Origin of the sequence: Collinsella aerofaciens (genome assembly GCF_040910245.1) — a bacterium.
In the GTDB taxonomy this organism is placed as follows: domain Bacteria; phylum Actinomycetota; class Coriobacteriia; order Coriobacteriales; family Coriobacteriaceae; genus Collinsella.
On record NZ_JBDGAY010000023.1, the window covers coordinates 1 to 23381 of the forward strand.

General features: G+C 61.3%; 17 protein-coding genes and 3 tRNA genes. 10 read left to right on the forward strand and 10 right to left on the reverse strand.

Annotated elements, in window-relative coordinates; all coding sequences use genetic code 11:
- Window positions 1-287: 287 nt before the first annotated feature.
- The 3 genes from rho to AB5Z20_RS08135 all read left to right on the forward strand — a co-directional run bounded on the left by rho (window position 288) and on the right by AB5Z20_RS08135 (window position 5115).
- Window positions 288-2876 carry a transcription termination factor Rho gene (rho, locus tag AB5Z20_RS08125; RefSeq protein WP_438861070.1) on the forward strand — a complete coding sequence of 863 codons (2589 nt, stop codon included), beginning with the start codon at window positions 288-290 and terminating at the stop codon, window positions 2874-2876.
- Between the two features lie 312 nt (window positions 2877-3188).
- Complete coding sequence (locus AB5Z20_RS08130; RefSeq protein ID WP_368156895.1) at window positions 3189-4658, forward strand: hypothetical protein; 1470 nt, start codon at window positions 3189-3191, stop codon at window positions 4656-4658.
- 7 nt (window positions 4659-4665) lie between these two features.
- Window positions 4666-5115, forward strand: a complete 450-nt coding sequence (locus tag AB5Z20_RS08135; protein WP_343007679.1) for a VanZ family protein — start codon at window positions 4666-4668, stop codon at window positions 5113-5115.
- A gap of 113 nt (window positions 5116-5228) precedes the next feature.
- On the opposite strand, the gene AB5Z20_RS08140 is transcribed toward AB5Z20_RS08135, so the two are convergent.
- On the reverse strand, window positions 5229-6122 hold the full coding sequence (locus tag AB5Z20_RS08140; RefSeq protein WP_368156896.1) for an ROK family protein: 894 nt from the start codon (window positions 6120-6122) through the stop codon (window positions 5229-5231).
- Between the two features lie 141 nt (window positions 6123-6263).
- Window positions 6264-7445 (reverse strand): pyridoxal phosphate-dependent aminotransferase, encoded by a 1182-nt coding sequence (locus AB5Z20_RS08145; protein WP_368156897.1) that lies wholly within the window; start codon window positions 7443-7445, stop codon window positions 6264-6266.
- Window positions 7446-7610: 165 nt separating this feature from the next.
- Between AB5Z20_RS08145 and AB5Z20_RS08150 the strand changes: the two genes are divergently transcribed.
- The 3 genes from AB5Z20_RS08150 to AB5Z20_RS08160 all read left to right on the forward strand — a co-directional run bounded on the left by AB5Z20_RS08150 (window position 7611) and on the right by AB5Z20_RS08160 (window position 7901).
- A tRNA-His gene (locus AB5Z20_RS08150) sits at window positions 7611-7687 on the forward strand.
- A gap of 22 nt (window positions 7688-7709) precedes the next feature.
- Window positions 7710-7785 (forward strand) — tRNA-Lys (locus AB5Z20_RS08155).
- A gap of 43 nt (window positions 7786-7828) precedes the next feature.
- Window positions 7829-7901: transfer RNA gene (locus AB5Z20_RS08160), tRNA-Lys, on the forward strand.
- A 394-nt stretch (window positions 7902-8295) separates the two neighbouring features.
- On the opposite strand, the gene AB5Z20_RS08165 is transcribed toward AB5Z20_RS08160, so the two are convergent.
- The 3 genes from AB5Z20_RS08165 to AB5Z20_RS08175 form a co-directional block, all read right to left on the reverse strand.
- Window positions 8296-9822 carry an FAD-binding protein gene (locus AB5Z20_RS08165; RefSeq protein WP_368156898.1) on the reverse strand — a complete coding sequence of 509 codons (1527 nt, stop codon included), beginning with the start codon at window positions 9820-9822 and terminating at the stop codon, window positions 8296-8298.
- Between the two features lie 256 nt (window positions 9823-10078).
- Window positions 10079-11083, reverse strand: a complete 1005-nt coding sequence (locus AB5Z20_RS08170; protein WP_368156899.1) for a GGGtGRT protein — start codon at window positions 11081-11083, stop codon at window positions 10079-10081.
- Window positions 11084-11101: 18 nt separating this feature from the next.
- The gene (locus AB5Z20_RS08175) at window positions 11102-11836 is read right to left on the reverse strand and encodes an iron-sulfur cluster assembly scaffold protein (RefSeq protein ID WP_006235554.1); all 735 of its coding nucleotides are present in this window, start codon (window positions 11834-11836) and stop codon (window positions 11102-11104) included.
- Window positions 11837-12228: 392 nt separating this feature from the next.
- Between AB5Z20_RS08175 and AB5Z20_RS08180 the strand changes: the two genes are divergently transcribed.
- Window positions 12229-13032 (forward strand): transposase, encoded by an 804-nt coding sequence (locus AB5Z20_RS08180; protein WP_368156900.1) that lies wholly within the window; start codon window positions 12229-12231, stop codon window positions 13030-13032.
- Between the two features lie 610 nt (window positions 13033-13642).
- On the opposite strand, the gene sufU is transcribed toward AB5Z20_RS08180, so the two are convergent.
- Genes sufU through sufC form a run of 5 tightly spaced genes read right to left on the reverse strand, consistent with a single transcriptional unit; the run spans window position 13643 to window position 18996 of the window.
- Window positions 13643-14077, reverse strand: coding sequence for a Fe-S cluster assembly sulfur transfer protein SufU (gene sufU, locus AB5Z20_RS08185; RefSeq protein ID WP_368156901.1), 435 nt, complete (start codon window positions 14075-14077; stop codon window positions 13643-13645).
- Window positions 14070-15395, reverse strand: coding sequence for an aminotransferase class V-fold PLP-dependent enzyme (locus tag AB5Z20_RS08190; RefSeq protein WP_368156902.1), 1326 nt, complete (start codon window positions 15393-15395; stop codon window positions 14070-14072). The genes sufU and AB5Z20_RS08190 overlap by 8 nt, the downstream gene beginning before the upstream one ends.
- The gene (locus AB5Z20_RS08195; RefSeq protein WP_368156903.1) at window positions 15392-16771 is read right to left on the reverse strand and encodes a SufD family Fe-S cluster assembly protein; all 1380 of its coding nucleotides are present in this window, start codon (window positions 16769-16771) and stop codon (window positions 15392-15394) included. The genes AB5Z20_RS08190 and AB5Z20_RS08195 overlap by 4 nt, the downstream gene beginning before the upstream one ends.
- Window positions 16771-18183 carry a Fe-S cluster assembly protein SufB gene (gene sufB, locus AB5Z20_RS08200; RefSeq protein WP_022094821.1) on the reverse strand — a complete coding sequence of 471 codons (1413 nt, stop codon included), beginning with the start codon at window positions 18181-18183 and terminating at the stop codon, window positions 16771-16773. The genes AB5Z20_RS08195 and sufB overlap by 1 nt, the downstream gene beginning before the upstream one ends.
- Window positions 18184-18195: 12 nt before the next feature.
- Window positions 18196-18996 (reverse strand): Fe-S cluster assembly ATPase SufC, encoded by an 801-nt coding sequence (gene sufC / locus AB5Z20_RS08205; protein WP_368156904.1) that lies wholly within the window; start codon window positions 18994-18996, stop codon window positions 18196-18198.
- Window positions 18997-19176: 180 nt separating this feature from the next.
- Between sufC and AB5Z20_RS08210 the strand changes: the two genes are divergently transcribed.
- The 3 genes from AB5Z20_RS08210 (at window position 19177) to AB5Z20_RS08220 (ending at window position 23375) form a co-directional block, all read left to right on the forward strand.
- Entirely contained in the window at window positions 19177-19608 is a 432-nt protein-coding gene (locus tag AB5Z20_RS08210; protein ID WP_368156905.1) for an RrF2 family transcriptional regulator, read from the forward strand.
- A 137-nt stretch (window positions 19609-19745) separates the two neighbouring features.
- Window positions 19746-21377 carry a hypothetical protein gene (locus AB5Z20_RS08215; protein WP_368156906.1) on the forward strand — a complete coding sequence of 544 codons (1632 nt, stop codon included), beginning with the start codon at window positions 19746-19748 and terminating at the stop codon, window positions 21375-21377.
- A gap of 201 nt (window positions 21378-21578) precedes the next feature.
- Entirely contained in the window at window positions 21579-23375 is a 1797-nt protein-coding gene (locus AB5Z20_RS08220; RefSeq protein ID WP_368156907.1) for an AAA family ATPase, read from the forward strand.
- Window positions 23376-23381 lie beyond the last annotated feature (6 nt).

The window sequence follows — 23381 nt, forward strand, 5'->3', positions numbered from 1 at the left end:
GGGTATCGGGTTCCCACATTCATCCGCACATGTGCGGATGAATGTGGGAGGTGTTCGGTTGAAGTTGATAATCAAGGCCTGATGACTGGGCGTTTAAGAACGTCCAATGACTAAGTTGCAGGTGGTTGCGGTTGTGTTACACTAACGCTGCGTATATGACGCAATCATCTCGATACAGATCAATGATGTCCGTCGGTATTTGACGGAGCTAGACTGTTTAGCCGCCCTGAAGGTTTATGCAGGGAGCATGTGATCACAGGGCTTGAAAAGAAAGTTGAGCAAACACTGTGTCTGATCAACAGCAAGAAAACGAAATAACGACGACGGCCGCTCCCGCTGCACCGGCTGCGTTGGACCAGGTCGTGATGCCTGCGCCGGTGCAGGCTTCGGCTCCTGAGGCCTCCAAGGCCGCTTCGACGCCTGCGCCCGCATCGGCTGAGAAGGTCGCGCCTGCCGCTGGCGAGGGAGTTGCCCCTGCCGCCGAAGAGGATGCCGCGCCCGTAAAGCCCAAGCGCACGCGCCGTGCGCCTAAGCCCGCCGCTGACGGCGAGGAGGCCGACAAGCCCAAGCGTCGCGCCATGCGCGCGACGCGAACCAAGCGCACCGTTGCCGATTCCTCCGCGCCGATTTCCGATGAGGTTGCACAGGCCCGCGCGCTGGCGCAGATCAGCGAGGCTCAGGTTGTGCGTGCCCGTCGCCGTGCTGCCGAGCGCGAGGCCGCGGCACTGACCGAGCTTGCAGCGCCGGTCGTCTCCGAGGCGTCTGCGGCCACCGAGGCCCCTGTCGCGGGGCAGCCGACCGAGAAGCCGGCTCCGCGCACGCGTCGTCGTGCGGCCAAGTCTCAGCAGGATGCTGAGCAGGCGGCTCAAGAGTCCGGTGAAGCTCCGGCTCGTTCTGTGGTAGGGGAGGGTGAGCAGCCCTCTGAGTCTGCAACACCTGCCGAGGCCAACGAGGTTCCCGTTGTCGATCCCGCTCTTCGCCCGCACCGTCGCGGCCGCAAGCCCAAGGCCTTCGTCGAGGCCGAGAAGGCTGCCGCCGCCGCGGCAGCCGCAGCTCAGGATGCCGCGATGACCGCCACGCCCGCGCCCGTCGCCGACACTCCTGCCCAGGGAACCGCTGCCACCGAGGTCGGAGCACCCGCAGAGGGCGAACCCGCCGATGTTCGTCCCGGTCGCAGCCGTCGCACGGCCGCTAAGCGCTCGTCCAAGGCCAAGGGTTCGAAAAAGGACACGTCCGAGGACTCGGGCAACGAGGTCGCCGAGGCAACCGTCGACTCCGCTCCCGATGCCGAGAACGCCGGTCAGCCGGCGGCCGAGAAGCCCAAGCGTACACGCAAGAAGTCTGCAAAGGCTAAGGCCGTCGAGCAGCAAGCCGATGCCGAGCCCAATGCCGATGCCGATACCAAGGCCGATAATAAAGTCCCGGCCGACACCGACGCCGCAACTCCGGCGGCCGAGGGCGCCACGACCGCCGAGACCGACGAGAGCGCCCGCCCTAACCGACGTCAGCACAAGCGTAACGACGAGCGCAACAACGACCGCCGCAATCGTCAGCGCGATCGCAAGCAGCGTAATAAGGAGCGCAACGCCGCCCCGACTGAGCCCACGCTTTCGCGTGAGGAACTCGCGGCCATGAAGGTCGCCGAGCTGCGTGAAAAGGCCAAGGAGTTCGAGATCGAGACGACCGGCAAGAAGAAGGCCGAGCTCGTCGAAGAAATCTACACCACCGCCGCGAAGGCCGAGGGCTTCCGCGACATCAAGGGCATTCTGCAGATTCGCCCGGATAGCTTCGGCATCATTCATGCCCACGGCTACATGAAGTCCAGCGATGACGCCTTTGTTCCCGCATATCTCATTCGCTCCGCACGCCTGCGCACGGGCGATGTCATCGAGGGCTCGCTGCGCCCCTCGCGCGGCGGCGACAAGCGCGCCGGCCTCGCCAAGATCACGACCGTTAACGGCATGGATCCCGAGCAGATCCGCAACCGCCCCAAGTTCGGCGACCTTACCCCGGTCTATCCCAACGAGCCGCTGCGCATGGAGCACGGCAAGGATTCCATCACCGGTCGCGCCATCGATATCGTGTCGCCGATCGGCAAGGGCCAGCGCGGCCTGATCGTGTCGCCGCCAAAAGCCGGCAAGACCACGATCCTCAAGAAGATCTGCCAGTCTATCTCGATCAACAATCCCGAGGTTCACCTCATCTGCCTGCTCGTCGACGAGCGTCCCGAAGAGGTCACCGATATGCAGCGCTCCATCAAGGGTGAGGTCGTGGCCTCGACCTTCGATATGCCCGCCGACAACCATACTCGCGTTGCGGAGCTCGTGATCGAGCGTGCCAAACGCATCGTGGAGCTGGGTGGCGACGTCGTGGTGGTACTCGACTCCATCACGCGCCTTGCACGCGCCTACAACCTGGCCGCTCCCGCCTCGGGCCGTATCCTGTCGGGCGGCGTCGATTCGGCGGCCCTGTATCCGCCCAAGCGTTTCTTGGGCGCTGCCCGCAATATCGAGAACGGCGGCTCGCTCACCATCCTGGCCTCCGCCCTCATCGATACCGGCTCCAAGATGGACGAGGTCATCTTTGAGGAGTTCAAGGGTACCGGCAACATGGAGCTCAAGCTCGACCGCGACCTGGCCGACCGCCGTATCTTCCCGGCCATCGATCCCGTTGCCTCGGGCACGCGCAACGAGGATCTGCTGGTCGACGAGCAGATGCGTCCGTTTGTCTTTGGCCTGCGCCGTATCCTCGCCGGTATGAACAATACCGAGCGCGCGGCCGCGTCGTTTATCAAGGGCCTCAAGGGCACCAATACCAACCAGGAGTTCCTGGTGCGTTCGGCAAAAAAGCACAGCGATTACGAGCAGACGTTCTAGGCCGTCCGCTGCACGCGACAACAACCATAGACATGCCAGAAGGGCCGGGGTTTAGATCCTGGCCCTTTTCGTATAGCCACTCGCCAACGATTATTGACCTCACGACCGGCAAGCAGCGATTTTCCCGTTTCAATCCCGCTTCGTCGCTTGCAATCCCCAAGGGGGTTTCGCATAATAGCTGTTAAGCTTCGCGACGGAAAACGCAGATGAAACGAACCATATACCGTTGCTTTGGGGCATAGCCCCGCTTCATCTTCTCTCGCGCAGCCAACTGAATGATGCGATTTGGGTGCTGGAAGATGGGGAGAGCTCATGGCTTCTTCTGATGCAACACAACGAGCAGTCCTTGCTGGACTTTCCTGCGGAATCGGCCTTGCCGCTCCCGTGGTGATGTATGCTGCCACGCTGCCGTTTTCGTCGGTGAACGAGACGGTCGTCGCGGGCGCTGTTCCCTTTGCCGTGGGTGCGGTGGCGGGCGTAGGTATCTATGCCGCCTCGCTCGGCATTTCTGAATATCGCGCGCAGCATGCCGAGCGCCTGTTCCAGCCCGACGCCATGGGTGGCGCTGCGAACGTCAACCAGCATCAAAATGAGTTCCAGACCGCCTCGATGCCCGCCCAACAGCAGTGGGCTGCCCCTCAGGGCGTTGCTACTGTGGCTCCTGCCGTTCAGGCAAACGCCGCGCAGCCCTCTTCGGTTTTCTCCGGCCTGACCGGTGCATTCCAGCGCCGTCGTGCCGACGATGGCGTCCCCACCATCGCTCGCGCCGCAGACGCCATGAGCGAGGCCGACGCCTGGTCCATGATCGATAGCATGCTCGACGACGATTCGCCGGTCAGCTGCGATCCTGCGCGCTCACGCGATGTGTACCAGGTCGCCATCGACGAGCTTACCTACGGCGGTAAGACCGGCTCCTATAATCGCGATGACATCGCTGCCGCTGCGCGCGCCGTCTCGGGCTCTCATGCCGCCCCTGCGGGCAGCACGGCCGCCTTTGTGGCACTCGTGGCTAACGCCGCCAACAACGCTGCCACGGCTCAATCTGTTACGTATGACACTGCCGTGCCCGTGACTCCGGCTGTCGTCACCGCCGTTGACCCCTACGCCGACGAGCCGCTGGCCGTCGACGAGGAGACTATTGCCGCCCGCCGTGCTGCCGAAAGCTCGCTGTGGGGCGCTCCTGCACAGCAGCAGGCCGCGGAGGCGGTGCCGTACAACGCGAACCTTGCCAACATGCCGATCATCAGCGACGCCTCTGCCGTGGCTATCGATCTCGATGACCTTGACGAGCCGGTCATCTCGAACGACATGCCGTATGTGGTCGCTGCCCCGGTCGATGCCCCGGCCTCCGCGTCCCAGTCCGTCGCAGTTGACGAGCCTGTCGATGCGACTTCCGAGGAAGACGTCCCCATGGCCGATTACTCGGGTCACGAGGGCATGTGGGCCGCCGCTGCCGTAATTTTGAACGAGGTCGTCGAGCCTGCTCCCGTTGCCGCTCCGGTGTTTACGCCTGCTCCTCAGCCCGCTGCCCCCGCTTACGTTGGTCGCCACAGTGCCGTGTTCCCTGAGGATACCGCCCGCATCTCGCGCGAAGGTATCGAGCGTGCCGAGGCCATCGCTGCTGGCATCATGGAGAACCGTCGTCACGAGCGCGTCAACCAGATTCTCGAGGAGGAGATCGACCGCCTGCAGTCTGCAGCGGTGAGGCGCACGGGCCGTGCCTATCTGAGCGTTATCGAGGGCGGCACCGCCAGCTTTGAGCCGCTCTGTGCGGAGGCATAACTTCTGCATGCTTAAACTCGATCGAAAATGGGCGGTCGCGACCTGCCTGATGGTGCTGCTCATCTGGGGCAATTCGATGGTTCCCGGCACGGGGTCCGGTTCATTGAGCTTGTCGATTATGGAGGCCGTTCGCGGCTTTCTGCACGGCATGGGGCTTCCGTATGAATGGGTGACTAACTTCGTCGTTCGCAAGTGCGCGCATTTTACCGAGTACATGGTGCTCGGCATTCTGGCGACGCACGCTTTCGATATCGAGGGCCGTCGCACCTTTGACGTGCTGCTTCCCACGGCGGTTTTCCTACTGCTAATCCCCTCGATTGACGAGACGATTCAGCTCTTTGTGCCCGGTCGCGCCGGTATGATCACCGACGTGATGATCGACTGCTGCGGAGCGATGACGGGCGTTGTGCTTCGATATCTTCTACGATCGCTCATATGTGCCAAAAAGGCCGCCTAGGACACATTGTTTGGTCCTAGGCGGCCTTTCTTTGTTTGGGGGCTTATACGGGGCGTGGCGGCGTTATCCCGTCGGATGGGATTGCTGGACGTTGCGGCGCCCCTTTGGCGCGCCTACTGCTGAAGCGCGGCGGCACCCAGGGCCAGGCAACCCATGATGCCCTGCTTGCCCTCGAGGCTATTGTTGACAATGTAGGTGTCGATATCGTTGACCTCGTGCGTGACGATGTAGCCGTTGAGCATCTCTGCGCACTTTTTGCGGGCGAGCGGCACGATGGGGGTGTGGTCGGCAACGCCGCCGCCGATGATGATCTTTTGCGGGGCATAGCACAGCGTGTAGGTCATGAGCGCCTGTGCCAGATAGCCTGCGAGCAGGTCCATGGCCTCCGGGTCATCGGCCATGTCTCCGGCGCTCTTGCCATCCCAGCGCTTTTTAACGCCGGGACCGGCGATGAGGCCCTCGAGGCAGTTATCGTGGAAGGGGCAGGCGCTGTGCTCGCCAATGGTGTCGCGCGGGTCGCGCGTGACCAGGATGTGGCCGGCCTCGGGATGCATCATGCCATGCACGAGCTGACCGCCCGAGAGCACGCCGGCGCCCACGCCGGTGCCGATGGTCAGGTAGACAACGTCGGTGAGGCCCTGAGCGCAACCAAAGGTGACCTCGCCCAAGCAGGCGACGTTGACGTCGGTATCGTAGCCGCAGGGGACCTTGAGCTCGTTTTGGATGGTGCCCAGTAGGTCAAAGTAACGCCATGCGGTCTTGGGCGTCTCCAAGATCTTGCCGTACTGGGGCGAGGCAGGGTTGACCGCGGTGGGGCCAAAGGCGCCGATGCCCAAGGCGGCGATGCCCTTGTCTGCAAACCATGCGTTGACGGCCTCGACGGTCTCCTGCGGGGCCGTGGTCGCGATCTGCTCGCGCTCCAGGACCGTACCGTCCGCATAGCCCGTGGCGCAGACCATCTTGGTGCCGCCGGCCTCGAGTGCTCCGATAAGCTGCTGCTCTGCCATAGTATTCCTCTCTCTGGGACGAGTTGCTCCGTGACTAAAGTATAGAGCTCTAAACCATTTAAGAAAGCGCTATAAAAAGGAGCCCTGCAACGCGGTGGGCGGTGCGGGGCTCCTTTGGTTGCTTTAGTTGCCGGGCCGTCCTTACCCGCGCGGCTTGATTTTATCACGTAGCGACTTGAGGTTCTCCAGCGCCGAGTTAAGCGTTTCGTCTCGCTTGGCGAAGTGGAAACGAATCAGATGGTTGACGGGCTCGCGGAAGAAGCTTGAGCCCGGCACGGCGCCCACGCCAACCTTGGAGGCGAGATCCTCGCAGAAGTCGAGGTCGCTGTCATAGCCAAACTCAGAGATGTCCATCATCACGTAGTAGGCGCCCTGCGGCACGTTATGCTCAAGACCGATGTTGTCGAGTCCCTGACAGAACAGGTCGCGCTTGGCGGTGTAGAGGTCGAGGACCTCCTGGTAATAGCTATCGTCGAAGTTGAGGGCGGTGACGACGGCCTCCTGCAGAGGAGCGGCGGCGCCCACCGTGAGGAAGTCGTGGACCTTCTTGATGCGCTCGGTAATCTCGGCCGGGGCGATGGTGTAACCCAGACGCCAACCGGTGATGGAGTAGGTCTTGGACAGCGAGCTGCAGCTGATAGTGCGTTCGAACATGCCAGGCAAGGTGGCCATATAGACGTGCTCGTGGGGCGCGTAGACGATGTGCTCGTATACCTCGTCGGTGATGCAGTACGCGTCGTACTTTTTGCACAGGTCGGCGATAAAGGTGAGCTCCTCGCGCGTGAAGACCTTGCCGCAGGGGTTGGAAGGATTGCACAGGACGATGGCCTTGGGGTCGTTGTCGCGGAAGGCAGCCTCGAGTACCTCACGGTCAAAGTCGAATGTGGGCGGGTTGAGCGGCACATAGATGGGCTCGGCACCCGAGAGGATGGTGTCGGCGCCGTAGTTCTCGTAGAACGGCGAGAAGATGACGACCTTGTCGCCGGGGTTTGTGACCGTCATCATGGCGGCCATCATAGCCTCGGTGGAACCGCAAGTGACCACGATGTTCTCGTTGGGGTTGATCGGCATGCCCATAAAGTGCTCCTGCTTGGTGGCAAGCGCCTCACGCATGGCCTGGGAGCCCCAGGTGATGGAGTACTGGTGGTAGAGCGGCTTGGGGTCGGCGGCGATGGTGCTCAGGCTCTTGAGCAGCTGCGCCGGGGGATCAAAGTCGGGGAAGCCCTGCGAGAGGTTGACGGCGCCGTACTTATTGGAGATGCGCGTCATGCGGCGGATGACCGAATCGGTAAACGTTGCCGTGCGATTGGAGAGTTCTTTCATGCTTGTCCTTTCGAACATCGGGGTGGGGCAAGTTTACTCCTATGAAACCGGTGGGAAATGCTCGAAATGGATCCGAAAAACTCTTTTCAAAATTCTTGAAAATTGGGGCTTGCATCGCGTGGCGTTCCTTGCAATAATAGTCGAGCGCGAAGCGCACAGGACACGGTGGGTGTAGCTCAGTTGGCTAGAGCGACGGGTTGTGGTCCCGTAGGTCGAGGGTTCGAGTCCCTTTACCCACCCCAGTTCTTGCTTCGTGTTGATATCGGGTCGTTAGCTCAGTTGGTAGAGCAGGGGACTCTTAATCCCAAGGTCCAGGGTTCGAACCCCTGACGGCCCACCACACGATATCTCCTCTAAAGTCCGTCACAACGGGCTTTAGCTTTGGGTCGTTAGCTCAGTTGGTAGAGCAGGGGACTCTTAATCCCAAGGTCCAGGGTTCGACCCCCTGACGGCCCACCCAAAGTATGTTTAAGCGACTGGCTTCGGCTGGTCGCTTTTTTGTTGACCTCAAATGGGGTCGAACCCGAAAGGGCGCGGAGCTGAGGAAATGCGTAAGCATTTGCCAGCGCAGCGCGCAAGGCGCGAAGCGCCGCAGCGGCCGCCTGCGCAGCAGGCTGACCCCCTGACGGCCCACCAAAGCATGTTAAAGCGACTGGCTTCGGCTGGTCGCTTTTTTGTTGACCTCGCTTGGGGCCGAATCCGAAAGGGCGCGGATTTGAGTAATCTACACCGTGATTCCCTTAGGGAAAAACGCTTAAAGCCCCGTAATCGTGTTCTCCTTGCGGGAATCCTGCTTACGGGGCTCGATGCATGTTGAGAAATTGTGATCAAACTCAAAGTGAGAATCGATTTAGTCTGCTCGATAGTGCGATCCTTGGCTTACAGTCCGTGCGCGCATAGCTTTGACCATTTTCTGTGCTAGTTGAATCTGCGATTGCAGGCGGACGAGGGCAGCGATTTCGCTGTCCTGGGCTATCCGTGTGCTCAAGGTCGTTGCCTCCGTCTTCAAGCCCTCAAGCTCGTGTAGTGCCTCGGATAGGCCCGTCTCGGTGCGGTTGATCATGCAATGGATGCTCATCGTGTGCTTAAGGCTGCGGGTCAGGCGTTCGGCGTCTGTTGTGGCAATGCCGTACTGGGGGAGGACGATATCCGCCTTCGGGGTCTCCTCAGGTGTATTCTGTGCTGCCTGGGCTGCCGATGCGCCCGCGATGCGCCCAAACACGATGCCGTTGGCACTTGACAGGCCACCAATGCGATCGGCGCCGTGCATGCCGCCTGTCGCCTCGCCGCAGGCATAGAGGCCTTCGACGCCCGTGAAGGCTGTCTTGTCGATTTTGATACCGCCATTAGCGGCGTGGGCATACATCGCCACGCGCATCTCGGCGGTCGGCGCGATGCCGTGCTCGTCTTGTAGCCAGGTGGCAAAGGTCTGCACAAACTCAGGGACGTCCTCGCGGGGGAAGTCGTAGTGGAGCGCGAGGCCTTCGGCGCCTGCTTGATCGATGACGAGATCGATAGCGCGGGAGGCCAAGCGTGACGTGAAGGGGCCATATCCGGAGCGTTGCTCAAGCAGATCGTCCAGCTTGTCGTCGGCGATATCGACCGGCTGGTCTACATGTACGTAGCGCCAGGTCTTCTCGTTAAAGACAAGGTTGCGCTTGGGCTCGATGAAGCCCGGCATCATCTGCATGAACTCTAAATTAGTGAGCGTTGCGCCGTGTGCCAGTGCGATGGCCTGCGAGGAGCTGAGCACGTCTGCCGAAGTGAGGCTGCGCTCGAACAGTCCGCCCGTGCCTCCGGCGGCGATGATAGTGGCCTTGGCTGCCATAGGCACGAGATGCTCGTTTGCACGGTCATAGAGCACTGCGCCGACAATCTTTCCGTTCGCATCCTCAACAAGGTCGATAAGCTCGTGGCGGGGGAGTAGGCGAATTCCGAGCAACTCGATCTGTGCCGTACACGCGTCTTCAAGCGGCTTGCGGGTGAGGCCGCGCCACATACGCGTCTTATGGTCAAAGCAGGGGATAAACTGCTTCTGCTGGGCGCTCTCGGCACTTTGCGGACGCTGGAGCTTAACACCTAGATTCTGCTCGAGCCATTGGATGGCCTGGGGAATACCGTGGACAAACGTCTGGACGAGCGTAGGGTCGGCAACGCCGCCGCCCACGGCCTGGATAGTGTCGATGAGGTCCTGTTCGTCGTCTTCGTCGACGGGTCCAATAAGGCCGAGACCCCAGGTTCCCGGGAAGAAGCTCGATCCGCTCATGGTCTTGCCGACGCTTGCCACAGCGACGGTTACGCCCGCGCGTGCTGCTTCTATGGCGGCGCAAAGGCCCGCAAGGCCAGATCCAATTACCAGTACATCAGTCGATTTCATCGGATTCCTTTCTCGTCCGGCGCATTGTCGCATGGGTGATCGGCAAAGGTGTCGCAAAGATTGGATAAATCGGTAAAGGGCAAATATGGCGCGTGGGCGTCATGGGCGTTCTGACGCTCCAGCTCATCACATCTCGTATTTCGCCTCAACTGATATATCGGCATTAGCTGCCCTGCGACAGCGCAAACAAAAAGAGCCGCCACCTCGAAAGGTAGCGGCTCCAAAGCTCAACTATATGAGCATCGCGTGGGCGCGATTAGGCCTTGAGGGCCTCCTCGACGGCGACAGCGCAGGCGACGGTGGCACCGACCATGGGGTTGTTGCCCATGCCGATGAGACCCATCATGTCGACGTGCGCAGGCACGGAGGAAGAACCGGCGAACTGGGCGTCGGAGTGCATACGGCCCATGGTGTCGGTCATGCCGTAAGAGGCAGGGCCGGCGCCCATGTTGTCCGGGTGCAGGGTACGGCCAGTGCCGCCACCAGAAGCGACGGAGAAGTACTTCTTGCCAGCCTCGAGGCGCTCCTTCTTGTAGGTGCCAGCGACGGGGTGCTGGAAGCGCGTGGGGTTGGTGGAGTTGCCGGTGATCGAGATGTCGACGTTCTCGTGCCACATGATGGCAACGCCCTCGCGGACGTCGTCGGCGCCGTAGCAGTTAACGGCAGCGCGGGGACCATCGGAGTAGGGGATGGTCTCGACGACCTTGAGCTCGCCCGTGAAGTAGTCGAACTGGGTCTTCACGTAGGTGAAGCCGTTGATGCGGGCGATGATCTGAGCGGCGTCCTTGCCCAGACCGTTGAGGATAACGCGCAGCGGCTTCTTGCGAGCCTTGTTGGCGTTCAGAGCCAGGCCGATAGCGCCCTCGGCGGCAGCGAAGGACTCGTGGCCGGCCAGGAAGGCGAAGCACTCGGTGTCATCGGAGAGCAACATAGCGCCCAGGTTACCGTGGCCCAGACCGACCTTGCGGTCCTCGGCGACGGAGCCGGGAACGGTGAAGGCCTGGATGCCCTCGCCGATGATGGCAGCAGCCTCAGAAGCGGACTTGGCGCCACGCTTGACAGCGAGAGCACAGCCGAGGGTGTAGGCCCACTCAGCGTTCTGGAAGGCGATGGACTGGGTGTTGTTGACGATCTCACGCGGGTTGAAGCCCTTGTCGGTGCAGATCCGCAGAGCTTCCTCGAGGGAGGCGATGCCGTTGTCGGCGAGGCACTTGTTGATCTTGTCAGCGCGGCGCTCGTAACCTTCGAACGTAACAGTCATAGTTATTTCCCTCCCTTTCTACTCGTGAACCGGGAACACGCTGGCGACGGAGTGAGTCTCCTCGTCGGTGCGCGGGTCGATGTACTTGGCAGCGTTCTCCCACTGACCATAGTGGCCCATAGCGCCAGCGATGGCCTCCTCGGGGGTCTTGCCGGCCTTGACGGCGTCGGTGAACTTGCCGAGGTTCAGGAACTCGAACGCGATGATCTCGTTCTTGTCGTTGAGAGCCATGCGGGTGACGTAGCCCTGAGCGAGCTCGAGGTAACGAGCGCCCTTGGCCTTGGTGCCGAACATGGTGCCGACCTGAGAGCGAAGGCCCTTGCCGAGGTCGTCGAGGGAGGCGCCCACGGGCAGGCCGCCCTCGGAGAACGCGGTCTGGCTACGGCCGTAAACGATCTGCAGGAAGATCTCGCGCATAGCAACGTTGATGGCGTCGCAGACGAGGTCGGTGTTGAGGGCCTCGAGGATGGTCTTGCCGGGAAGGATCTCGGAAGCCATGGCGGCAGAGTGGGTCATGCCCGAGCAGCCGATGGTCTCAACGAGGGCCTCCTCGATGATGCCGTCCTTGACGTTCAGCGTGAGCTTGCAGGCGCCCTGCTGAGGTGCGCACCAACCCACACCGTGCGTAAGACCGGAGATGTCGGAAATCTCCTTAGCCTGGACCCACTTGCCCTCCTCGGGGATGGGCGCGGGGCCGTGGTATGCACCCTTGGCAACGGGGCACATGTTCTCCACTTCCTGTGAGTACTGCATGCCTCTCCTCTCTATCGTGTTGGCGTCCCGTCTGGGGGTCGTGGCTGGCGATTGCCGGGCGACCCTTCGAAAGGGACATGACATGCAGCCCCTATAATACCGCGAAATGCACGGAATATTCGGCGAACGGCTCAGTTTTCGTAGCGAGAAGCGCGGAACTTTCAATTGAAGCGATTTAACAAAGCTGTTTGCGACTATGCGGTTCGCTGAAGGGGGTCGGTTCTGTTCAAACTTTTGACTATGTCGCGTTGTCTGACCTGTAGCTATGATGCCGTTCGCCGCCTGTATACTGCCTTTGGCCGCGCGAGTGTATTGTTTTGCGTGAATGTTTTGATGGCGCGCTTCAATCGTGCTGTATTGGATGGCAAGCAGATCCCGGCGAAGGGAGCGTCATGCAGCGCGTTTGGAGAACGGTTACCGGCTTTTATCATGTCTGTGCCCGCGGTACAGGCAAGCAACTGATCTTTGAGAACGATGCAGATCGCTGGGAGTTCCTGGAACTGATGCGTGAGTGCTGCCGCGATACCCGGGTGACGATTGTGGCGTGGTGTCTCATGGGCGACCACGTGGATCTGGTGCTATTGGATTACGAGGACGAAATGAGCGCGGCCATGCAGCGGCTGCTGTTGACGTATGCTCGTCGGTTTAATAAGCGCACTGGGCGCGCGGGCTGCTTGTTTCGTGAGCGTTTTGAGCGCCGTTCGCTCGATACCGACTGGCAGGTGATGGAGGCTATTCGCTCTGTACACGCTGGTCCGCAGGAGGCGGGTATTGCTCTGATTGAGCGCTATCCGTGGAGCAGCTTTGCCGAGTATCTACGGGCCTATGACAACGATATGACGAGGGGATTTTCCTATCCTTCTTGCGTTCTTGAGCTTTTTGGTTCTGCCGAGGGCTTTATTGCCCATTCGCTTTCGACGCCCAACGACAGCGAGCCAGCGCCGTGCGATATGAAAGAGGCGGAGTGGGAGCGACACGCCTTTGCCGATAAATTGGCGAAGGGACTCGGGGTTCCGCTCCACGGGGTTAAAGCTGCACCGCCGGCGCAGCGCAATATCGTTATTCTCGGATTGCACGATGCCGGGTTTACGGTGCGCCAGATTGAGCGGTATACGGGGATTGGCAAAAGCACCGTTTCTCGTATTGTGCGCGTCCGTGCGCGAACGGCGATGCGGGCTGGCGGAAACGTGGTGTAGGGCCGCCTGTGCACCGCGGCTGGGGTCGCCCATACGCCACAACCATTGTTCTAAAAGCTCGGTACGGTAACTGCGCTTCTTGATTTGCATAGAACGATTGCCGTCATGCATAAAAATATGGCTCCGCTCGGTTTTGCCCGTACCTACCCCCGTCTGCGCCGTGCAAAAAGCGGAGTTTTCTGCATCGTGGTGCTGTCGGCACCGCTGCAATTTTGCAACATACGGGCCCCGAAGCTATTTATACCTGCCGATGTGCCCCCGAAGCTCATGTTTGCGCCCCCTGAGGCCGCGATACCTGTTCTAAAACGCAATATAAAGGCGACCGGAGATGTTGATTAACGTTTCCGATGCGTATACACACGACTTGGCGTGCTGAATACTCGCAAAAATGCACGCCTCACCCTATGGGACCCGTCCGCGGCAGGCGCGAGGCGAGCCGGAGCCCAGCAAGACGAGGCTTGGGACATTGCCTGGCGTGCCTGTGGCCCTGTCGCAAGCCTTTGGTACGGTGGAAAACATCCGTGTTTGCGGCTGGCGGCGCAGTAAATGACAAACGGGCCGCCCGTATCGGGCGGCCCGGCAATCAAAATCCTTGGATTCGGGACTTCCGCTATTGGTTAGCTTGCCCCTCGAGCATACCGTCGAGGGTACGCCAGGCGAGCTCGGCGCACTTGACGCGGGCGGGCATGTGCGAGATGTCCTGAAGCTGGGCAGCTTCTTCCAGGTCTTCCAGGTCTTCCTCGGAGAGCTGCTCGCCGCGGATCATGGCCAGGAAGAGCCCGGCCAGGCGGCGTGCCTCCTCAACCGTCTCGCCGGTGATGAGGTCGGCCATGATGTCGGCGCTGGCCTGGCTGATGGCGCAGCCGTGACCGGTAAACGAGGCCTCCTCGATCACGCCGTTCTCGACGCGCAGCTGCAAGGTGAGCTCGTCGCCGCAGCTGGGGTTGATGCCGTCGTGCTCGTGCGTGGGAGCGTCCATATCGTACTTATAGTCGGGGTGCGAGTTGTGCTCCATAAACGTGGTGGAGGTGTACAGATTACCCATTGAACGTGCTCCAAACGTGATGCAGGCCGGCGATGAACTTGTCGATGTCGGCCTTGTCGTTGTAGAAGGCCACGCTGGCGCGGCAGCAGGCAAGGTTCTCGACGCCCAGCCAGGTAAGCAGCGGCTGTGCGCAGTGGTGACCGGCGCGGATGCAAACGCCGTCCATGTCCATGATGCTCGCGACATCGTGCGGGTGGATGCCCTTGACGTTAAAGCTCACGACGCCGTGATGGTTGTCCCAATAGATGGATCCGATGATCTGGACAAAGTCGAGCTGCATGAGCTCGCCCATCAGGTAGTGGACAAGTGCCTGCTCGCGTGCCTGGATGTTTTCGTAGCCCACCGTGTTGACCAGGTAATCAAGCGCTGCCCCCGTGGCGAAGATGCCGGCGGCGTCCTGCGTGCCGGCCTCGAACTTCTCGGGGACGGGTGCCCAAACGGCGTCCTGCTCGGTGACCGAATCGATCATCTCGCCGCCGGTGAGCATGGGCGGCATGGCGTTAAGCAGGTCCATCTTGCCCCACAGCACGCCGATACCCATGGGGCCCATGGCCTTGTGTGCGCTAAAGGCAAAGAAGTCGGCGCCCAGATCGGCCACGTTGACCGGCATGTGCGGCAGCGACTGCGCGCCGTCGACGACCAGATAGCCGCCGTACTTGTGCACGAGCTTGCCGAGGTTCTTGACCGGGTTCTCGACGCCTAGCACGTTGGAGACCTGACCCACGGCCAAAATCTTGGTCTTGGGACCCACCTTGGCCAGAACCTCCTCGGTGGTGAGTTGGCCGGTCTTGGTGGGGTAGAGGTAGACAAGCTTGGCGCCGGTTTCGCGGCAGACCTGCTGCCACGGAATCAGGTTGGAGTGGTGCTCCATGATGGTGATGACGACCTCGTCGCCGGGCTCCAGCACCGTGGGCGCAAAGCTCTTGGCGACCAGGTTGAGTGACTCGCTGGTGTTGCGGGTGAAGACGACTTCGTTGGCCTGAGCGGCGCCGATGAGGTCGGCGATCTGCTGGCGGACCTTGGCGATGGCATCGGTGGCCTCGACGGACAGCGAGTACAGGCCGCGCAGGGGGTTGGCGTTCATGCGCTGGTAGAAGTCGCGCTCGGCGTCGAGCACGCAGGTGGGGCGCTGCGCGGTGGCAGCGCTATCGAGGAAGGCGATCTCGGGATGCTGCTGGAACAGCGGGAACTGCGCCTTGTAGGGGTTGGTCTCGATGTCGACGGTAGGCCAGCCGCGCGAGGCCTCGTCGCTGGCGTCGAGCTCCATAGGCTCCGGTGCGGTACAGGTATCGCATTTAACGTGCTCGGTATCGATCATGCGAGCTCCTCTTCAAAGTTATCGATCAGGTTGTTGCCCAGACGGGCGACGGCGGCGCGGGTGCGCTCATCGGTGGCGGAAAGCGCGGCGTCCTCCAGCTTGGCGCGGACGAACAGGTCCTCGGCGGCATTTTGGTCAAGGCCGCGACAGGCGAGGTAGAACAGCTGCTCGTCGCGGACGTGGCCGATGGTGGCGCCGTGGTTGCCGGCGACGTCGTCCTCGTCGCATAGGATGACGGGGACGGTCTTGTTGTCGACGCCCTTGTTGGCCAGCAGTACGGTCTCGCGCTCGGTGCCGGTTGCGCCCTTGCAGCCGTGCACGAGGTCGATGGTGCCGCGGTAGACCTTCTTGGACGTACCGGTCAGCACGCCGTTGGCGTCGATCTCGCACTCGGTCTTGCGGCCGCGGTGGCGCAGCTCGTAGTTAAAGTCGCGCACCTGCTCGCGGGCGCCCAGGTAGTCGGTATCGATCGTCACCTTGGCGGTGTCGCCCAGCAGGTCGCCGGCAAGGCCGGTAGCGCTGGCGCCGGCACCCAGGACAGTGTGCTGCACGTTGACGCGCGCGCCCTCGTCTAGGAACAGGCCGGTGTCGTCGAGCGCGATCCAGCTGTCGTCGAGCGTCTGCGTGCAGGTCACGTTTACGGTGGCGTACTCGTGGGTGCACACGCGCAGCACGGAACCCACGACGCCCTCGCCGGCAACGGGGGAGTCCAGGGCGATCTGCAGGTCGAGCGTTGCCTGCGGATGGGCGACGACATCGATGGCGGCAATCGCAGCCGCTGCGTCGACGCCATTCACGCGCACGGTAACCGTGGCGTGCTTGTATGCGGGCACATCGATGACGACGCGCTTGGTGGCGTGGTCGGCCAGGTAGGCGTAGGCAGCCTCGCCCATGCCGGTCTCGAAGGCCTCGGCGGGGGAGAGCTCCTCCTCGAGTTTGATGGCGCCGGCCTGGTAGACGGAGGTGGCGGGCACGTCGAGCTCGGTTTCTGGTGTGATGCGGGCGCGATCGGCGGCATCGCCGGGGGCGGAGACGCGGCGCTCGGGGAAGCGCTCGGCCATGGCGTCCATGGCGGCGTCGAAGGCGTCGGCCGAGCCGGCAAACTGCTCGTCCAGACCCTCGACCTCGACGGCCTCGGCGGGAGCGGCGGCAAGTTCGTTCGAAAGCTCGAGCTTGGTCTGGTTCATCTTGAGCCAGCCCCATGTGGCGGCCGGCATCGCATTGACGCCCCCGATCTCCTGCAGCACGCCGTCTCGGGGCTCCGACCCTCCTCGCGTACCTTTAGTACGCGTCGTCGGGCTCGTCGCTCCCGATACGTCGCACTGCAGAAGCTCGGATGACGTAAATGCGTTCGGCGTGTTCATGGTCTCTTTCATTATCCGATCGCTCCTTCCATCTCGAGCTTGATCAGGTTGTTCATCTCGACGGCGTACTCAAGCGGCAGCTCCTTGGAGACCGGGTTGGCAAAGCCGTTGACAATCATGGTGCGGGCCTCTTCCTCCGAGATACCGCGGCTCATCAGGTAGAACACCTTGTCGTCGCCGATGCGGCCGATAGTGGCCTCGTGGCCGATGTCGACATTCTTGGCGCGGATGTCCATGGCGGGGATGGTATCGGAGCGGCTCTGGTCGTCGAGCATGAGCGACTGACAGCTCACGGTTGCCTTGGAGCCCTCGGCCTTGGGCGTGGCCACGATGGAGCTACGGAAGGTCTGGATGCCGCCGCTCTTGGAGATGCCCTTGGTCTCGACGGTTGCCGAGGTCTCGGGCGCGTTGAGCACGACTTTGCAGCCGGTGTCGAGGTTCTGGCCGGCACCGGCAAAGGTGATGCCGGTAAAGCTCGAGCGGGCGCGGCGGCCGTTGAGCACGCTCATAGGGTAGAGGTAACCCACGTGGCTGCCGAAGGAGCCACTGATCCACTCGATGTCGCCGTCCTCGTCCACGCGTGCACGCTTGGTGTTGAGGTTGTACATGTTCTTGGACCAGTTTTCGATGGTCGAGTAGCGCAGGTGCGCGCGCTTGCCCACAAAGAGCTCCACAGCGCCGGCGTGGAGGTTGGCCACGTTGTACTTGGGTGCGGAGCAGCCCTCGATAAAGTGCAGGTCGGCGTCGTCCTCGACGATGATGAGCGTGTGCTCAAACTGGCCGGCGCCCTTGGCGTTGAGGCGGAAGTAGCTCTGCAGCGGGAAGTCGAGCTTGGTGCCCTTGGGCACGTAGACAAACGAGCCGCCCGACCACACGGCGCCGTGCAGGGCCGCAAACTTGTGATCGGTGGGCGGGATAAGCGTCATAAACTTCTCGTGAATGAGCGGCTCCCACTGCGGGTCGTGCAGGGCCTCCTCGATGCCGGAGTAGACGATGCCCATCTTGGACGCGGTGTCCTGCATGTTGTGGTAGACGAGCTCGGAGTCGTACTGCGCGCCGACACCCGCCAGGTAGCTACGCTCGGCCTCGGGGATGCCCAGGCGCTCAAAGGTGTTTTTGATGTCGTCGGGCACCGACTCCCAGTCGTGCTTTTGGTCAGTGTTGGGCTTGACGTAGGTGACGATGTTGTCCATGTCCAGACCCTCGATGGAGGGACCCCACGTCGGATCCGGGAAGCGGTTAAAGATCTCGAGGGACTTGAGGCGCAGGTCGAGCATCCACTGCGGCTCGTCCTTCTTGGCGCTGATTTCACGCACGATGTCGGGCGTGATGCCGGCGTCGAGGCGCTCGAATCCCTCCTCGCCATAGGTGAAGTCGTAGAGGCTGCGGTCGATGTCCGCGACCTCGGTGCGGTTCTTGGTCATTGCGTCGCCCCTTTACGCCTGCTGCTCGGCAGCGGCGGCCTCGGCCCGGGCACGCTGCTCGGCGGCCTCGCGTTCGAAGGTCTCAAAGCCGTTCTTGTCGATCCAGGGGATCAGCGATGCGTCGTCCTCGCGCACGATGTGGCCCTTGACCATAACGTGGACGCGGTCGACATCCAAGTGCTCCAGGATGCGCGTGTTATGCGTAATGATGAGCATGGAGCCATCGCAGCTCTTGCGGTAGGCGTCCATGCCGTGGCTGACGGTGGACAGGGCATCGACGTCCAGGCCGGAGTCGGTTTCGTCGAGGATGGCGAGCTTGGGCTGCAACAGCAGAAGCTGGAGCATCTCGACCTTCTTTTTCTCGCCGCCCGAGAAGCCCACGCCCAGCTCGCGGTTGAGGTAGGCGGTATCCATGTTGAGCTCGGCCGCGAGCTCCTTGACGCGACGGCGGAACTCCTTGCCCTTCATCTCCAGGCCGGGGCGGCCGGCGATGCTGGCGCGCAAAAAGCTCGACAGCGGCACGCCCGGGATCTCGACCGGGGCCTGGAAGCTCAGGAACAGGCCGGCGCGCGAGCGCTTGTCGGTGGTGAGCTCGGTGATGTCCTGGCCGTCAAAGACGATGCGGCCGTCGTTGACGGTATAGACGGGGTCGCCCATGACCAGGTGGCCGAGGGTGGACTTGCCGGCGCCGTTGGGTCCCATCAGCACGTGGGTCTCGCCGGCGGCGACGTTGAGGTTGACGTTGTGGAGGATGGTCTTCTCGTCCACAGAGGCGGTGAGGCCCTCGATGGAAAGCAGTGGATTTGCGCTCATGCTCTTCCTCTCTTTATATGGTGTACTCATAGGTGTACGAAACCCTAGGAATCTTCTCGGAATAAAGTTACTATGGGTTCGGCGTTAGTCAAGGGAAAACCCGACTAATCCACTCGACTTTTCAGATTGTGGGACAAATTCATCGGTAGTGCTTGTCCCCAGCGTTATGGAAGGGTAGGTATGCTCATTTCTTCCAAGGGCCGCTATGCCCTCCGACTGATGATCTATATCGCGGCGTTGGGCGATGCCGAAGGCAAGATTGCCCTGCGCGAGGTTGCCGACCGCGAGCATATCTCGCAAAAGTATCTGGAGCAGCTGGTTCGTCCGCTTATGAAGGCGGGCCTGCTCAAGAGCGTGCGCGGCAAGGGCGGCGGCTACATGATGGCCAAGGACCCGGCCGAGGTGCGTGCCGGCGACATCCTGCGTGCCGTCGAGGGCAGCACGGCCCCGGTGGCGTGCGATGGCATTGACAACAGCTGCACCCGCAGTGATCTGTGCTCCACCGTTAAGTTCTGGCGCGGCCTGGACGATGTGATCGAAAAGTACGTCGACGGCGTGACCCTGGCAGACCTTGCCGCCGTCCCCGAGATCAACTTCGAAATCAAGCTGTAGCTCGAGAGCAATTCCTTAAGATTTCGCGGAGGGTTGTTGCCGTTTACCGATGGGTTGTTGTGCAACAAACGGGGAGCTGTAATACTGAATCCATCTTTGCAAACTGCACTTTAACCACACCAATGCAGGGAGGATGTATGCAACCCAAGCATTCCGCGATTGTTGCGGGCCTGACGCTGGCGCTTTCGTTTGGCGCTGTTGCCGCACCCGCAACCGCTATAGCTGAGGAGCCCACGCCGGGCGTTGCCTCGGATGCCACCGATATCGATAAGGGCCTCTACACCCAGCAGTCTTTCTCGGGCGTGCTGAGGTCGGTTCAGGGTGTTTCGTTTGTCAATGTGACCGACGAGATGAAGTACTTCACCAAGTACGAGAGCCACGGCAATTACAACCAGGGTTTTTCGTATGGCGACGGATACAACGCGCTGGGTTATTACCAGTTCGATCGCCGTTGGTCGCTTATTCCGTTTATGAAGCAGGTCTATAACTACGACTCTGCAAAGTACGGCATGCTTAAGGACGCGATTGACCGCGGTGGCGAGATTTCCAACGGAAGCAACCCCATGTATGCGAACGGCCAGCTCACCGAGCTGGGTCACATCGCGCAGGATGCCTTCCTGGGTGCTTACAACACCGATCCGGCTGAGTTCTCGGCGCTGCAGGATGCCTATGCGTACAACTCCTACTATGCGGTGACCGAGTCGTGGCTTAAGAACGCTCTGGGCATTGATATTTCCGGTCGTGCCGATTGCGTCAAGGGCATGGTGTGGAGCATCACCAATATGTGCGGCACGGGTGGCTGCCAAGACTTTTTCCGTTGGGCGAATCTTTCTAACAGCATGACGGACCGCGAGTTTGTGACGGCGCTTTCCAACAGCGTGGTTGATAACGTGGCGCGGAAGTATTCGAGTCAGCCTCAGTACCATGAGGGTTGGAAGAATCGCTATAAGAACGAGCTCAAGGACTGCCTGGTTTACATTGCCGAGGACGAGGCTGCTGCGGCAACGCCTGTGGAGCCTGAGCCCACGCCCGCGCCCGGTCCGAGCATGGCGCCCGCTGCTCCCGCCGCACCGACACCTGGTACGGATGGCGATGCGGGCGATAGCGGCGATACCGATGCGCCCTCGACTGATACGGGCAGCGATGATGCCGGTAACGGTGGGGCTACGTCTGGTGGTACTGCTGCCAGCGATGCCTCTGGTGGTTCGTCGACTTCTGGCTCTGACGGCGGCTTGACTTCTGGCTCTACCGATACGGGCGCTTCTAACGGCGCTGGTGATTCCTCTGCCGATGCTGGGTCCTCTAACGGTTCTGGCTCCGATGCTTCTGAGGGCGGTTCGAGCGAGGGCTCCATCACCGGCGATTCCTCGAAGGAAAACAAGCCTTCTGCCGGCGAGCAGCTTGGCTCCATGTTGGGCTCGTCTTTGATGGCGGGCGTTAACGGCGGCTCTTCTTCTGATGAGGGAGCGTCTGAGCAGGGCTCCGGCTCTAATGTCGACAGCGCCGCTGATGCTTCCGCCAATGCGGGTGCAAAACAGTCCGACGCCGATGCTCAGAAGGCCGGTGACAAGGGTGGCGCTACGACCACCACGACGACTACGACGACCAAGGCCTCGGGTGGCAATATGCCTAAGACGGGCGACCTCATCGTGATGGCGAGCCTTGCCAGTGCAAGCTTGGCGACGCTTGGCGCCACGTCCATTGTGAGTGGCAAGCACAAGCTTGATCAGCAGAACAAGGCTGCTGGTGAGGACGGTTCCGAGGAGTAGTTTCTCGGTTGCCGAATACCTTTAGAGTCGGGGCGGGGTCCGGTGCAACTGCATCGGGCCCCGTTTTGTTGTGCAACGATTAGTTATGCCCCCTCACGCCCCATGTTGCTACCGTTGCCCGAAACGTCTGCATGACGGCTTAATTGCGGTTGAGTTGCTCGATACAATGGGCATCGTGCTGCGTTTTAGGGAGAAGTTACGGTGTCTGAACAGGCGATTTATAGTGATACTGCCTACTGTGACGTAGAGTTGATCAACCGCTCGGGTAATGGGGCGCTACCGGTCGGCGAACATGACTTTGCCGAGGCCATGGATCGATGCGTGCTAGTCGACAAGACGATGTTTATTGCCGATGTCTTGGATGCTGATGCTTCCGTTGTGGCGTGTTGCCGGCCCGAAGGCTTTGGCAAGAGCATGAACCTGTCGATGCTTAAGGCTTTTCTGGAGCGACCCACGGTCGGGCAGGTCGATCGGGGCCTGTTTGCTGGTTCCCAGATTTGGGATGCGGGCGGCGGGTGCTATCGGGATGAGTATGCCTGCTACCCTGTGATATCGCTGGACTTTTCTGTCGCTGCGAGGCGTGGCGCCGCTGTTGCCAGCGTCGTGCGTGATGCTCTTTCCCGCGAATGCGCTCGCTTGCTGCCACTCTTGGAAGCTCCGGATTTACCACGAGATAAGATGCGCCACATCGAGCGCGCTGCGCGTGGTGTGGCGAGCGAGTCCGAGGTTGACTCGGTGCTTGGTGTGCTCATTGAGCTGCTGGAGATTGCCTGCGATGAGCAGGTTGTATTGCTCGTTGATGAGTACGACGCAGCGTGGTCGCGCCGTACGAGCGCGAGGGGCGCTTCCGGCGCCGATCCGGCAAAGCTATTCGACCGTGTGCTGTTTGACGCCATTGTCGCTGCGGGGGATTCGTTGCGACTGGCGTGTCTTATGGGGGAGTATCCCGGTCCTGCCGATACGGCGCTTTCTTTGCGCGGGTGTTCGTACTGCATGTCGATTCCGCTCTCGACGTGGTGTGACCGGTGGTTCGGCTTTTTGGATGACGAGGTTCAGGCTCTTCTAGGCCATGCTGGACGCGGGGAATACCTGGATGACGCGCGTGAATGGTTCGAGGGATACCGATTTGGCGGGTTTTATTGCTCGAGTCCGGCGCGCGTGATCGATTTCTTGAACCGCGGTTGCACGCCGCCGGTGCGGGCTGATTTGTATGGGTTTGCCGACTGCCTGAGTAGGGTTGTTGCTGGGTGGAATCTCGACCGTCTTTCGACCTTGTTCGAGTTGCTCGAGGCTCATGGAAGCGTTGAGGTCCCGCTTTGTCTGGGCGCCGTCGGGTCGGATGCCCCGACTGACGATGACCTGTGGACCGCGTTATACCTGTCCGGCTTCCTAACGACGGATATGGTTGAGGAGCCGGGAAACAGCGCTCGCTCCCGTGCTCTGCGTCTGCCCAATAACGAGCTTCTCCAGGCGTTGCGTCTCGTGATTGTTGAATGGTTTGAGTGCGCCGCCGAGGATGTGCGGGACGTCGATGCGTTTCGTGACGGGTTGTGTCGCGGTGACGAAGACGCGGTGAGGCAGGCGCTGCGTCGAATTCTAGGTGACGCGGGAGTCGGCGCGGTCGAGATGGATTCGCCGTTGCCATACCACCTGCTGTTGCAAGGGCTCTGCTTTGGTATGCCGGGGTATGCCAATCCGTCATCCAATCGAAAGCGCGGGGCGGATCGCTGGGATATCCAGGTGTTCCCTACGGGAAGGATGCTCGATGTGGCCGATACCCTCGGCATGCTCGACGAACGTCCGCTTGTCACTATGAACATGATGTATGACCCCGACGTGGATGCCCTGGGTCTGGAGCTGTTGGCGGTTCAGGCGCTGCTCGACATCGAACGCGACGGTATCGACGAGATTCGCGTGCCGCGACCCGGCGTGGGTCGCATGCGCTGGGGCTTTGGCTTTGACGGGCAGCACGTGTCCGTAGTGTGCCAACGGCTTTAAGCGGCG

Excerpts from the sequence above, each read along its gene's own strand:
- AB5Z20_RS08130 (WP_368156895.1), top strand. The coding sequence starts at position 3,189 with ATGGCTTCTTCTGATGCAACACAACGAGCAGTCCTTGCTGGACTTTCC.
- AB5Z20_RS08135 (WP_343007679.1), top strand. The coding sequence starts at position 4,666 with ATGCTTAAACTCGATCGAAAATGGGCGGTCGCGACCTGCCTGATGGTG.
- AB5Z20_RS08140 (WP_368156896.1), bottom strand. The coding sequence starts at position 6,122 with ATGGCAGAGCAGCAGCTTATCGGAGCACTCGAGGCCGGCGGCACCAAG.
- AB5Z20_RS08145 (WP_368156897.1), bottom strand. The coding sequence starts at position 7,445 with ATGAAAGAACTCTCCAATCGCACGGCAACGTTTACCGATTCGGTCATC.
- AB5Z20_RS08165 (WP_368156898.1), bottom strand. The coding sequence starts at position 9,822 with ATGAAATCGACTGATGTACTGGTAATTGGATCTGGCCTTGCGGGCCTT.
- AB5Z20_RS08170 (WP_368156899.1), bottom strand. The coding sequence starts at position 11,083 with ATGACTGTTACGTTCGAAGGTTACGAGCGCCGCGCTGACAAGATCAAC.
- AB5Z20_RS08175 (WP_006235554.1), bottom strand. The coding sequence starts at position 11,836 with ATGCAGTACTCACAGGAAGTGGAGAACATGTGCCCCGTTGCCAAGGGT.
- AB5Z20_RS08180 (WP_368156900.1), top strand. The coding sequence starts at position 12,229 with ATGCAGCGCGTTTGGAGAACGGTTACCGGCTTTTATCATGTCTGTGCC.
- sufU (WP_368156901.1), bottom strand. The coding sequence starts at position 14,077 with ATGGGTAATCTGTACACCTCCACCACGTTTATGGAGCACAACTCGCAC.
- AB5Z20_RS08190 (WP_368156902.1), bottom strand. The coding sequence starts at position 15,395 with ATGATCGATACCGAGCACGTTAAATGCGATACCTGTACCGCACCGGAG.
- AB5Z20_RS08195 (WP_368156903.1), bottom strand. The coding sequence starts at position 16,771 with ATGAAAGAGACCATGAACACGCCGAACGCATTTACGTCATCCGAGCTT.
- sufB (WP_022094821.1), bottom strand. The coding sequence starts at position 18,183 with ATGACCAAGAACCGCACCGAGGTCGCGGACATCGACCGCAGCCTCTAC.
- sufC (WP_368156904.1), bottom strand. The coding sequence starts at position 18,996 with ATGAGCGCAAATCCACTGCTTTCCATCGAGGGCCTCACCGCCTCTGTG.
- AB5Z20_RS08210 (WP_368156905.1), top strand. The coding sequence starts at position 19,177 with ATGCTCATTTCTTCCAAGGGCCGCTATGCCCTCCGACTGATGATCTAT.
- AB5Z20_RS08215 (WP_368156906.1), top strand. The coding sequence starts at position 19,746 with ATGCAACCCAAGCATTCCGCGATTGTTGCGGGCCTGACGCTGGCGCTT.